Origin of the sequence: Methanothrix sp. (genome assembly GCF_030055635.1) — an archaeon.
GTDB lineage: Archaea > Halobacteriota > Methanosarcinia > Methanotrichales > Methanotrichaceae > Methanothrix_B.
In genome coordinates this window covers 82,368-94,290 of record NZ_JASFYM010000002.1, presented here as the reverse complement: position 1 = coordinate 94,290, position 11,923 = coordinate 82,368, and the positions used below count along the sequence as shown (strand labels likewise).

At 57.1% G+C, this 11,923-nt stretch carries 8 protein-coding genes; 7 read left to right on the top strand and 1 reads right to left on the bottom strand.

What is annotated here, in order from left to right:
• Positions 1–118: 118 nt before the first annotated feature.
• The 7 genes from carA (at position 119) to QFX31_RS01400 (ending at position 10,820) form a co-directional block, all read left to right on the top strand.
• Positions 119–1,204: a glutamine-hydrolyzing carbamoyl-phosphate synthase small subunit gene (carA, locus tag QFX31_RS01430; RefSeq protein WP_348530361.1), complete on the top strand. Its 1,086-nt coding sequence runs from the start codon at positions 119–121 to the stop codon at positions 1,202–1,204.
• A 1-nt stretch (position 1,205) separates the two neighbouring features.
• Complete coding sequence (gene carB, locus QFX31_RS01425; RefSeq protein ID WP_348530360.1) at positions 1,206–4,430, top strand: carbamoyl-phosphate synthase large subunit; 3,225 nt, start codon at positions 1,206–1,208, stop codon at positions 4,428–4,430.
• A 200-nt stretch (positions 4,431–4,630) separates the two neighbouring features.
• The gene (locus QFX31_RS01420) at positions 4,631–5,881 is read left to right on the top strand and encodes a 3-isopropylmalate dehydratase large subunit (RefSeq protein ID WP_348530359.1); all 1,251 of its coding nucleotides are present in this window, start codon (positions 4,631–4,633) and stop codon (positions 5,879–5,881) included.
• Between the two features lie 84 nt (positions 5,882–5,965).
• The gene (gene truA / locus QFX31_RS01415) at positions 5,966–6,769 is read left to right on the top strand and encodes a tRNA pseudouridine(38-40) synthase TruA (RefSeq protein ID WP_348530358.1); all 804 of its coding nucleotides are present in this window, start codon (positions 5,966–5,968) and stop codon (positions 6,767–6,769) included.
• 359 nt (positions 6,770–7,128) lie between these two features.
• Entirely contained in the window at positions 7,129–8,307 is a 1,179-nt protein-coding gene (locus tag QFX31_RS01410) for a bifunctional 5,6,7,8-tetrahydromethanopterin hydro-lyase/3-hexulose-6-phosphate synthase (protein ID WP_348530357.1), read from the top strand.
• Entirely contained in the window at positions 8,307–9,587 is a 1,281-nt protein-coding gene (locus QFX31_RS01405) for an alkaline phosphatase (RefSeq protein WP_348530356.1), read from the top strand. The genes QFX31_RS01410 and QFX31_RS01405 overlap by 1 nt, the downstream gene beginning before the upstream one ends.
• Positions 9,588–9,662: 75 nt before the next feature.
• Positions 9,663–10,820, top strand: coding sequence for a hypothetical protein (locus QFX31_RS01400; RefSeq protein WP_348530355.1), 1,158 nt, complete (start codon positions 9,663–9,665; stop codon positions 10,818–10,820).
• A 152-nt stretch (positions 10,821–10,972) separates the two neighbouring features.
• Here QFX31_RS01400 and QFX31_RS01395 read toward each other — a convergent pair whose 3' ends face one another.
• Positions 10,973–11,824 carry a presenilin family intramembrane aspartyl protease PSH gene (locus QFX31_RS01395; protein ID WP_348530354.1) on the bottom strand — a complete coding sequence of 284 codons (852 nt, stop codon included), beginning with the start codon at positions 11,822–11,824 and terminating at the stop codon, positions 10,973–10,975.
• Positions 11,825–11,923: the final 99 nt, after the last annotated feature.

Sequence of the window (11,923 nt, the reverse complement as noted above, 5' to 3'; positions counted from 1 at the left end):
GTTGCAGTTTCTCACCCAGGATGATTGGGTATATAAAGTCAGGACTTTCGGGGCTCCGTATGATCTACAGATCATCGAAACATATTTAGATCACCTCATTGCTTGTGGTGGCGATACTATGATTGGGGTCTTAGGGTTAGAGGATGGCACGCTGGTAGAGGGCTACGGTTTTGGTGCCCCAGGGATCGTAACCGGAGAGATCGTTTTCACCACGGTGATGTCTGGATATGAGGAGGCGCTCACAGATCCCTCATACAACGGGCAGATCCTGCTCTTCACATACCCGCTGCAGGGCAACTACGGCGTGAGCGGTGATGAGTTTCAGTCGGATCGCATGTGGCCCAGGGGGATGGTCTGCAGGCACATCTGGCCGAGCCCGAGGCATCACAGGTCGAGCAGAACACTCGAGGAGTTTCTTGTGGATGAGGGAAGGCCCGGGATCCACGGCGTGGACACCAGGATGCTCACGGTCAAGATAAGAAGGCTGGGCGCCATGAAGGCGGCTCTCGCTGTTGGGGAGTCTGAGGTGAGGGGTATTGATGTGGTGCAGCTCGCCAGGGATCAGCCCTCGATATCGTCACTGGATCTGCTGAGCGAGGTCACATGCGGAAGTTCGTATAGAATAAAAGGAGATGGCCCCAGGCTGGCGGTGATAGACCTCGGGATAAAGCGGCACATACTCAAGAGCCTGGAGTGTCGCGGCTTCGATCTTCACGTTCTTCCCGCGCATTCGAGCATCTCGGAGATAGAGGCGGTTGAGCCAGATGGTCTCTTCATATCAAACGGACCCGGAGACCCTGAGAGGGCGGTGGGCGCCATAGAGGCCGTCAGGCATTTCGCAGGATCGATGCCGATATTCGGCATATGCCTGGGTCATCAGGTAATCTCGCTGGCGCTGGGCGCGAGGACCTTCAAGCTGAAGTTCGGCCATCACGGAGGCAACCAGCCGGTGAAGGATCTCGAGAAAAGGATTGTCTACATAACATCGCAGAACCACAACTTTGCAGTTGTTCCAGAGTCTGTTGAGGGTACAGATCTTGAGATAACCCAGCTGAATGCGAACGATGGGACTGTTGAGGGGATAAGGAGCAGGTACCTGAGGATCCTGGCAGTGCAGTATCATCCCGAGGCGCATCCAGGACCGATGTGCACCGAGGATCCGTTCTTCAGCTCTGTTTTAAAGATAGCGTCCGGAGGCGATTGAGATGCCGAAGCGCCCAGACATCAAGAAGGTCCTCCTCATAGGGTCCGGGCCTATCCAGATCGGACAGGCAGCGGAGTTCGATTTCTCGGGCTCGCAGGCGTGCAAGTCCCTCCGCGAGGAGGGCGTGGAGGTTGTCCTCGTCAACTCAAACCCGGCAACGATAATGACCGATCCGGATATGGCGGACAAGGTCTACATCGAGCCCCTGGTGCCGGAGATCGTTGCGAAGATCATAGAGAAGGAGCGCCCTGATGGAATAATAGCTGGAATAGGCGGACAGACAGGTCTGAACATAACGAGCGAGCTCGCGGAGATGGGCGTTCTGGAGAGATACGGTGTCGAGGTGCTCGGCACGAAGGTGAGATCGATCCAGGAGGCCGAGGACAGGGATCTCTTCAAGAAGGCGATGGAGCGCATCGGAGAGCCTGTGCCCAGGAGCGTTGCTGTCACAAGCCTCGAGGAGGCGGAGGAGGCGATGAAGGAGCTCGGCCTTCCTCTGATCGTAAGGCCCGCGTACACACTTGGAGGCAGCGGCGGAGGGATCGCAAGGACCCGCGAGGATCTGATGCGGATATGCGAGATGGGCCTGAAGAGGTCCCGCATACATCAGGTGCTCCTCGAGGAGAGCGTGATAGGGTGGACAGAGGTGGAGTACGAGGTGATGAGGGACTCGAACAACACCTGCATCACAATCTGCAACATGGAGAACATGGATCCCATGGGGATTCACACCGGAGAGTCGATAGTCGTCACGCCCATACAGACGCTCTCGGATCATGAGATACAGATGCTGAGATCTGCTGCGATAAACATCATAAGGGCTCTGGGGATCGAAGGAGGATGCAACATACAGTTCGCGGTCAGAAACGGCGAGTACAGGGTTATCGAGGTCAACCCGCGCGTCTCAAGATCCTCAGCTCTTGCATCAAAGGCCACAGGCTATCCGATAGCGCGTGTCACTGCCAAGATAGCCATCGGCCTCACCCTCGACGAGATCAGAAATGATGTGACGAAGGAGACCCCGGCATCCTTCGAGCCGACCGTCGATTATGTTGTCATAAAGATCCCGAGATGGCCGTTTGACAAGTTCGTCAAAGCAGATAGAACGCTCACAACATCGATGAAGTCCACTGGAGAGGTGATGGCCATAGGCAGGAGCTACGAGGAGGCGCTCATGAAGGCCATCAGGTCTCTTGACATAGACATAGATCTGGGATACAACGGCAAGTACACACCGTGGACAGATGAAGATGTGAGAGAGCTTCTCAGAACGCCGACAGATGAGAGGCTATTTGCGATATATCAGGCTCTAAGGCGTGGTTTCTCTGTGGATGAGATCTCGCAGCTGAGCATGATCGACCCGTACTTCATCGAGAGAATCCAGAACATAATCGAGATGGAGGACGAGCTGAAGAAGGGTCTCACGCCGGACAGGCTAAGGCGCGCGAAGAAGATGGGCTTCCTGGACAGCAGAATCGCAGAGCTTGTGGGGATGACCAGGGAGGAGGTCACGGATTACAGGCTATCTCTGGGGATCATACCCACGTACAAGATGGTGGACACGTGCGCAGCGGAGTTCGCGGCATCGACTCCGTACTACTACTCGACATACGATGAGGAGTGCGAGCTGAATCCATCTGATAAGAGAAAGGTTCTGATCCTGGGGTCGGGTCCGATAAGGATAGGCCAGGGCATAGAGTTCGATTACTGCACAGTCCATGCGGTCACAGCCCTGAGGGAGATGGGGATTGAGGCGCACATAATCAACAACAACCCCGAGACGGTCTCCACAGATTACGACACCTCTGACAAGCTCTTCTTCGAGCCGGTCACTCTCGAGGATGTGATGAACGTAATCGAGAAGGAGAACTACTGGGGGGTGATGGTGCAGTTCGGCGGCCAGACTGCTGTGAACCTCGCGGTCCCTCTGGAGAAAGAGCTGAAGCGGCGCGGCCTTAAGACCGTGATCCTGGGGACATCTCCTGACAGCATAGACATTGCGGAGGACAGGGAGCGCTTCAACAGGCTCCTGAACACACTTGGGATACCGCAGCCGAGGGCGGGGATAGCATACTCGCCTGAGGAGGCGAAGAGGGTCGCGAAGGAGATCGGCTACCCAGTCTTGGTCAGGCCGAGCTACGTCCTCGGCGGCAGGGCGATGGAGATCGTCTACGATGAGTCCGGGCTGGAGCTCTACATGCGTGAGGCTGTGCGCGTGTCTCATGAGCATCCTGTGCTCATAGACGACTTCCTCCAGAACGCTGTCGAGATAGATGTCGACGCGGTATGCGACGGTCGTGATGTTCTCATCGGAGCGATCATGGAGCACATAGAGGAGGCGGGGATACACTCGGGAGACAGCGCATGCATGATCCCGCCGCAGACGCTTCCAGAGGATGTCATCGCAACAGTGAAGGATTACGTCAGGCGCATAGCTCTGGCGCTGGAGGTCAGGGGGATAATCAACATCCAGATGGCCTACAAGGATGGCGTCGTCTATGTCCTCGAGGCGAACCCCAGGTCATCTAGGACGATACCGTTCGTTTCAAAGGCTGTGGGGCTGCCACTGGCGAAGATCGCTGCGAAGGTGATGGCAGGAATGACTCTGAGGGAGATGGACCTCAATGTCGAGCCTGAGATACCGTATGTCGCTGTCAAGGAGGTTCTCCTGCCGTTCGACAAGCTCCCCGGCGCAGACGTCCTCCTCGGCCCTGAGATGAGGTCCACAGGAGAGGTCATGGGGATCGACTACAACATGGGCCTCTCGTTCTTCAAGGCGGAGATGAGCGCTGAGAACAGCCTGCCGCTTGATGGGATCGTCTTCATCTCTGTGAGGGACGAGGACAAGGCTGAGATGGCAGAGGTGGCCAGAAGGCTTGCAAATGCAGGTCTCAAGATAATAGCGACCGAAGGAACATCCGAGTATCTGAGAAGGGCTGGTGTGCCTGCGGAGCGCGTCAGGAAGATCTACAACGGCAGCCCGAACGTTCTGGATTACATCAGGCGGGGCGAGGTGAAGCTGATAATAAACACGCCCACGACAAAGCAGTCTGTGAAGGACGGCTTCCAGATACGCAGGAGCGCGGTCGACTACCATGTGCCGTACATAACAACTGTCCAGGCGGCCAGGGCAGCAGCCGAGGCGATCGAGAAGGCCCTGAAGGGAGAGCTGACGATAAAGGCGCTCGACGAGTATCACAGGGAGGTGCGCTACAGGGCGCTGTGATCCTGTAGCGGCTCAAAATTTACCAGCTCCTGTGCTCTCCAGGGGCATAAGCCAAGCTGATGATATCACTGTCTTTGGAAGACGCTGGCTGGAGTGTACTCAGCCAGCTATCTGACTTTTTGTGGCGGCTCTGCCGTCAGGGGGATTCGAACTGGCTTCAGGGTCAAGATTTATCTATCATGGGCGTGATGGGCCTGAGCATGGCTGGTCAAACCCTCTCGGAGAAGATATTCTCAAGGGCCGCGAACAGGGAGGCCAGAGCTGGCGAGTTCGTCATGGCCTCGATAGATCGCGCGATGATACATGACATAACCGGGCCACTTGCTGTCAGGGGCTTCTACGAGATAGCAGGCAGGGGAGCAAGGGTCTGGGACCCATCCAGGATCGTGATCCTCTTCGATCACCAGGTGCCTGCAGACAGCATAAAGGCGGCTGAGAACCACCAGATGCTGCGGGCATTTGCAAAGGAGCAGGGCATCATAAACTACGATGTGTTCAGCGGAATCTGCCATCAGGTCATGCCTGAGAACGGCCATGTGCTTCCAGGGCAGCTGATAGTCGGCACCGACTCCCACACGTGCACCTACGGCGCGCTGGGCGCATTCGCGACCGGCATCGGCTCGACGGACATGGCCAGCGTCTTCGCTACAGGTAAGCTCTGGTTCATGGTCCCTCAGACCCTCAGGCTTGTGATAGACGGGCGCCTGCCGAGGAGAGTCACATCAAAGGATGTAATCCTCAGAATAATCGGGGATATCGGCGCGGATGGCGCGAACTACCTCGCATGCGAGTTCGCTGGATCCGCGGTCGAGAGGATGAGCGTCGCAGAGCGGATGACCATGACCAACATGTCGATAGAGATGGGCGCGAAGGCTGGACTCGTGGAGCCTGACAGGGTGACCATGACATACCTGAAGGAATGGATCACCGAGGATCCGATTAAAGGGGATGAGGACGCAGTGTTCACAGAAAAACACTGGAACGTGGACGATCTCGAGCCACAGGTGGCCATGCCCCATCGCGTTGACAACGTGGTGCCCGTCAGCAGGCTTTCTCATGTGAAGATCGATCAGGTCTTCCTGGGATCTTGCACTAACGGCCGGTTCGAGGACCTGAAGCTCGCTGCAGAGGTGATGAACGATGAGCCTGTCGCAAGGGGCGTCAGGATGATCGTCATCCCCGCGAGCAGGAAGGAGTACATGAGGGCGCTCAGGGCAGGGCTCATAGAGAGGTTCATGGAGGCGGGCGCGATCGTCGAATCTCCATGCTGCGGTCCGTGCATGGGCGGAAGCTTCGGACTGATCGGTCCTGGAGAGGTTTCTCTCTCAACGTCCAACAGAAACTTCGTCGGAAGGCAGGGGAGCCCGCAGGGCAAGGTCTACCTCTGCTCACCCGCGGTCGCTGGGGCGAGCGCCATAACAGGAGAGATCACCGATCCGAGGGAGATCTGATAGCGGCTGAGATGAGCAAAAATTTTATGCACCAGGCTGCAGGCGGCTGCAGATAGCCGCCGCGGCAAATCCATCTCTTATGCGATGAAGGTTGCACTGAAGATCGCGTATCTCGGAGATCGTTACTACGGATTCCAGAGGCAGCCGGGTCTCCGGACGGTGGAATCCGTCATAAGAGATGCTCTCCTGAGAATCGGGGTTGCAAACGGGGACTTCTGCTATGCGGGAAGGACAGACAGAGGCGTCAGCGCGCTCGGCCAGGTCATCGACTTCTGGATTGATGAGGAGAGCGCGCATCTTTCATATCCCAGGGTGATCAACGGTTTCCTGCCATCCGATGTGTGGGCATGGGCCAGGGCTGTCGCGCCGGTCGGTTTCAGCGCCAGGTGGAGCGCCTTATGGAGGGAGTACAGGTACTTTCTGTTCTCTCCGGATCTGGACCTGAGCTCAGTGAGAGAGGCTGCAGAGCATCTTGTCGGCACCCATGACTTCAGGAACTTCTCCACTTCGAAGGTGGACACGGTTCGCAGGGTTATGTCCATAGATGTGAACGAGCGTGGAGGGATCGTAGTATTCGATATAAGAGCTGATGGGTTTCTCTGGAACATGGTCCGGCGTATCGTCGGAGCCCTCGAGCTGATCGGCACGGGCGAGAAACCTGCGGGCTGGATCCAGGAGCTTCTCGATCCATCGACCCCGCACGGCGCTCCCACCGCACCGCCGGAGGGGCTGATGCTGATGGACGTCGGCTACAGTGATCTGGAGTGGGAGGAGGATCTCTACACGAAGCAGCGCGTCTCAAGGATGCTCATCAGTGAGGCAAGAAGGAGAGCGGCGATGACCGGAGTCGTCCAGGAGATGCTCTGGCAGATGAGAGACATCTCCTGACAGCACATGGAGACAGAGCTGGAGGTTTCTTCAGGGCTCATCCGGTCGAACTGCGGATTGATGGAAAAATAGCCTCCAGCGATCCCGGAAACCCGGCTCAATCCAGACCTCCGATAATTCGCGGAGATGAGCATTCTTCAGAGAGTCCGCCCCATCAGGCTCATGTGTAGAATCTCAGAGATTCTGGTAAGAGCAGCTCTCCTGTCACCGTCAGACCTCCTGAAATGGCAGGCAGGTCCGGGGTGGAGCGTGTGGAATCTGAGAGTGCCGCCTGGACCGGAATCCAGCATCTCATGCTTTATCAGACAGGCGGAAAGATTAATACGTCAGCAGCCTTGATCGGGATGAGAGGTGTAGGATTGTTTTTAGTAGGAGAGGCTCTTATCGGGAAGGAGCCCGAGGTAGCTCACATCGATCTGCTTATCGGGGATAAGGACGGTCCGGTGGGCATTGCGTTTGCGAATGGACTCACGCAGCTATCAGCCGGGCATACACCGCTTCTATCTGTCATAAGGCCGAACCTGCCGGCAAAGCCATCGACGCTGATAGTTCCGAAGGTCACCGTGAAGAACATGGAGCAGGCAGCCATCATATTCGGTCCAGCTCAGAGTGCTGTGGCAAAGGCAGTTGCAGACTCGGTGGAGGAGGGTGTGATCCCAAAGGAGCGTGCCGAGGAGCTGGTGATAATAGTATCAGTGTTCATTCATCCGGATGCTAAGGACTACGATGCGATCTACAGATACAACTACGGCGCGACGAAGCTCGCCATACAGAGGGCAATGGAGGGATTCCCGGATGTCGATAAGGTTCTCTACGAGAAGGACAGATCCGTGCATCCTGTGATGGGCTACAGGGTAATGAGGCTCTGGGATCCGCCGTACCTGCAGATAGCATTCGATATCGTCGATCTCGCCGAGGTGAAGAGGGTTCTGTCTGAGATCCCAGGAAGCGATCATGTGCTGATTGAGATCGGCACGCCGCTGGTGAAGATGCACGGTGTTCAGGTCGTGAGGGAGGTGCGGAGAGCAAGGCCAGGATCGTTCGTCATACTCGATCTGAAGACCCTGGACACGGGGAATCTCGAGGTCAGGCTCGCTGCTGATGCGTCCGCTGATGCTGTTGTCATATCCGGACTGGCGCCCAGGAAGACCATAGAGCTTGCGATCAGGGAGGCCAGGAAGACCGGCATATACTCCATAGTGGACATGCTCAACGTGAGCGATCCTGTTGAGGTTCTAAGGAGCCTTTCGGTGCTTCCTGATGTCGTTGAGCTCCACAGGGCGATCGATATGGAGAACAGCGAGCATGCCTGGCAGAGCATCCCTGAGATCAAATCTCTCGGGAAGAGACTTCTGGTTGCGGTTGCTGGCGGGATCAGGGTTGATAACGTCAGGGATGCGCTCAGGGCTGGAGCTGACATAATCGTGGTCGGCAGGGCGATAACGAGATCGAAGGATGTCAGGGATATGACGGAGCAGTTCCTGAGCCAGCTGAAGAAGAGCGAGATCGATCAGTACAGGATCATGACAGACTTCTGATGCTTTCGCTCATACTTTTTCTTCTCATATCTCCAGCAATCTGCGCCAGTGATGGCGTGTACACGGGCGGTGAAGCGCTGCCTAGGGGAGCTGTTCTTCTCATCGTCGATGGGCTCGGGTCGAGCTACATCTACCCTGAGCACATGCCGTACTCAGTGGAGGGAAGACCGCTGGAGCAGGCGGTGCTGTTCAACCTCAGCGATGGCGCCAGGGTTCTCGACATCCGGGCGCCGGCGCCGTCCACCGTCCCGGGGCACAGCACGATTGTCACAGGATGCTCGGTTGCGGATGAGATCCTGGTGGGAATAGATAACGCCACGATATTCGATGCAGCTCGACGCAGCGGGTACATCTGCCTCGCGTTGCTCCAGAGGGGCGACTTCATGAACTTGCTCCTGGAGCAGGATGGTGTTCTTTTCTTCGAGAACAACTCCCTCTCGGGGGATCCTACGATGGGATCGAGAGGCGATCTGCCGGAGGATGTGAGGGAGATCATGGAGGAGTGGATGCACGCCTACCGCTTTTACAGCTCAGGCTACTCCAGATACAATCGCTGGGGGCTCGATGCGGCCTCAGACATGGTGAGAAGGCTGGACCGGCCGTTTCTGCTGATCGTTAACCTCGGCGGCATCGACTCCGCAGGTCATTACAGGGGGTTCGATGAGTACATCAGGGCGGTGAGGGCCCTGGATGTGGGGCTGGGAGAGCTAGTTCGCGCATGCAGGGAGAGGGGTGTGCTTCTCATTGTTACCGCGGATCACGGCATGTCCTTCAAGGGATCACGCGGTGGGCATGCCGGAGAGAACTACTCGAACTGCCTGGAGAGCCTCAGGATACCTCTGATAGCAATCGGTCCTGGCGTCGACGATGTTGTCCTCGGCGGAAAGTGGTCGCAGGCTGATATCGCTCCGACGCTTCTGGCGCTGCTCGGCATCGAGGGAGATCTGGCGATGAGCGATGGAAGGAGTCTGCCCATACGAAGGACATACACCCTGCGTGTGGAGCTGCCGCGGCCGGGCAGCGTGGAGGTTCGCAGAAACGGCTCTGTTATTGCAGGAGAGAGTGGATCCTCAAGCTATACATTCCGGGGGCTGGAGCGGGGAGTTTACGATCTGTATCTCAACGGCCATCTGAGATCCATCGTGCTCTCCGATGACACCACTGTGGACCTGCGTGAGTCCAGCTCAGGGGTTGTTCCGAGATGGCTCCTGGGCTCTCTCCTGATACTGGCCATAAACGTGTGTGGGATCGCCGTGATATTGAGGCTGCTCAGACGATGAATGCCATCGATGGGTCGGGACAGTAAATCCAGCCCGCTGCCTGACGCTTCTGCCGTCCCGGCGCCCTGGAGGGTTATGACTGAATACAGGAGAATCGCGGAGCTCCTGAGTTCCAGGAGCAGAGACAGGATCGGCGCCCTGACATCTCTGCTGAGATCGTTATCCAGAGAGGAGATATGCCCGGCGGTGCGGCTCCTGACTGGGGATATAAGGCCGAGCTGGAGTCCGGGGGAGCTCACCGGAAGGGATGTGATGATGGATGTACTATTCTCGATCTCCGACCAGATCGAGGGTGGCGACCTCGGGGAGATGGCCGAGCATGCGATCCGCCACAGGCGCCAGACCGGCATAGGCGAAGCATCTCTCGACATATGCTATGTCCACAGCGTGCTCAACAGGGTCATGAAGTCAAAGGGGCGTGGCTCTGAGGGGAGGCGCAGGTCGATGCTGACAGGTCTCCTGCTCTCCTCAGAGCCGCTTGAGGGAAGGTGCATAGCGCTAACAGCAGCAGGGCTCAGATCCGGTATCGGGCCGAGGACGATCGCGACGGCGATATCAAGAGCCTTTGGGGTGGATGTCGAGAAGGTATGGGATGCATACTCGAGGCTGCCGGAGATGGGGCTGGTCGCTGAGGCTGCATCCTCCGGTTCTCTGGATGGGATAAGGCTCGCCCCCGGTATTCCTTTCGTCATGATGGATATCCCTACGGTGGAGCCCACATCTGCGCATGGTTTCGTTACCGGATCGGATCACATCTGCTATGCGAGAAGAGGCATCAGGGTCCAGCTCCATGTATCCGAGGAGAGCTCCAGGCTCTTCACCACCAGGCGGAGGGATGTCAGCCATCTTGTCAGCGGGCTCGAAACAGATATGATCGGACCTGCAATGCTCGAGGGAGAGATGCATGCAGAGGGGGGTCGCGCTCAGATCACCCGGCTGATAAACCGTAGAAGGAGCTCGAGGCGGTCGTCAATCCAGCCCATGATCGTCATCTGGGATGCGGTCTTTATCGATGGCGGTGAGATAATCGATCTGAAGTACTCGGAGAGGCTCCAGATGGCATCAGAGGTCGTGCGGAAGATGGACGGCGAGCATATCGACATCTCCGTCGTGGAACCCCTGGACCCTGCAGAGGCGCTTCATAGCGGTCTTAAATTCATGGTGCGCTACTCATCTGCCCCATATCTCCTGGGAAGGAGGAGCAGGGTGGACTTTCAGGTTGCACCTCGATGATGGAGATCTGCAGGCCGCCAACTCCGGTCTTCAGGCCTGAGGGGAATTCACCGCATCAGCATTCCAGAGGCGGCGAGAACATCCTGGGACTCAGTGGGCCCCGCAGCGCAGTGCCGTACCACTCTGAACCCAGAGAACCAGCTGCGTCTCGCTCAGAACGGCCGCACGCCCGATAGCATGCATCCTGTGAGGAATCCGATCACAGCTCCGCCGTTGAGGAAGGGCAGTCCAGCCTGCGGTTTCTCGCCCGAGGTCGCCGCGAGAACCATGAACCCTATGTATGTCCCGAGCATCGCGCCGATCGCCGGCAGAGTGACGCCGAAGATGGCATGATTCGCTGGTAGAGACCAGTTCGCGGAGACGACCAGCACCGATGGCATTATCGCGTCCCCCAGACCCAGGAAGTACGCCCCCCTTCCATCTGCTCCCTGGATACGGAAGCTGTAGCTTCTGCTCTTCGGGATGACGAAGAGCAGAGGCGCTCTTATCTTTATCACGCTCTCAGCCAGCGTGACCATGTGCTTTGTTTTGTAGACAGATATCGCATCATAAACAGCAAGAATGGAGAGGAGAACGAGCACGGGCAGGGTCTCCATGCTGATCCCGAAGAGAACGCTGACTCCTGCGCTCACCAGAATCCCCAGCGAGTCCACCACGTACCACTCCGGATAGTATATCATCGCAAGCATCAGGACAATGGAGATCGAGAATGCCAGCAGCCATGGCAGGTATACGCCGAGAACATAAAAGACGCTGAGGAAGAGGCAGAGCTGGATCGTCCCCGAGATGAGCCAGACCCAGCCGAGCTTAGTAGCCAGGAGCAGGAATCCTGTGAATATCAGCACCAGAACTATGTAGAGTACGGCGTTAGACGTCGCGGAGGGGTCCTCAAATACCCGGACCTCGCTCGCCGAGAGCGCGGGCATCATGCCAAGCGAGAGGATCTGAACCACGACTATCAGAAGCAGCATCCACAGCATGGGACGCTCTGCTCGTCTTCCCATGGTGAAAAGATGCAGCTCATATTTTAAAAAGGCTCTCCCTGGATCTGCCCGGAAGCATGATGCAGTTGCAGTGCTCTCAAGGTCATAACGGTCAAATTG

What these genes read in the sequence shown, in the direction of transcription:
- carA (WP_348530361.1), top strand. Translation starts at nt 119, where the DNA reads ATGATTGGGGTCTTAGGGTTAGAGGATGGCACGCTGGTAGAGGGCTAC.
- carB (WP_348530360.1), top strand. Translation starts at nt 1,206, where the DNA reads ATGCCGAAGCGCCCAGACATCAAGAAGGTCCTCCTCATAGGGTCCGGG.
- QFX31_RS01420 (WP_348530359.1), top strand. Translation starts at nt 4,631, where the DNA reads ATGGCTGGTCAAACCCTCTCGGAGAAGATATTCTCAAGGGCCGCGAAC.
- truA (WP_348530358.1), top strand. Translation starts at nt 5,966, where the DNA reads ATGAAGGTTGCACTGAAGATCGCGTATCTCGGAGATCGTTACTACGGA.
- QFX31_RS01405 (WP_348530356.1), top strand. Translation starts at nt 8,307, where the DNA reads ATGCTTTCGCTCATACTTTTTCTTCTCATATCTCCAGCAATCTGCGCC.
- QFX31_RS01400 (WP_348530355.1), top strand. Translation starts at nt 9,663, where the DNA reads ATGACTGAATACAGGAGAATCGCGGAGCTCCTGAGTTCCAGGAGCAGA.
- QFX31_RS01395 (WP_348530354.1), bottom strand. Translation starts at nt 11,824, where the DNA reads ATGGGAAGACGAGCAGAGCGTCCCATGCTGTGGATGCTGCTTCTGATA.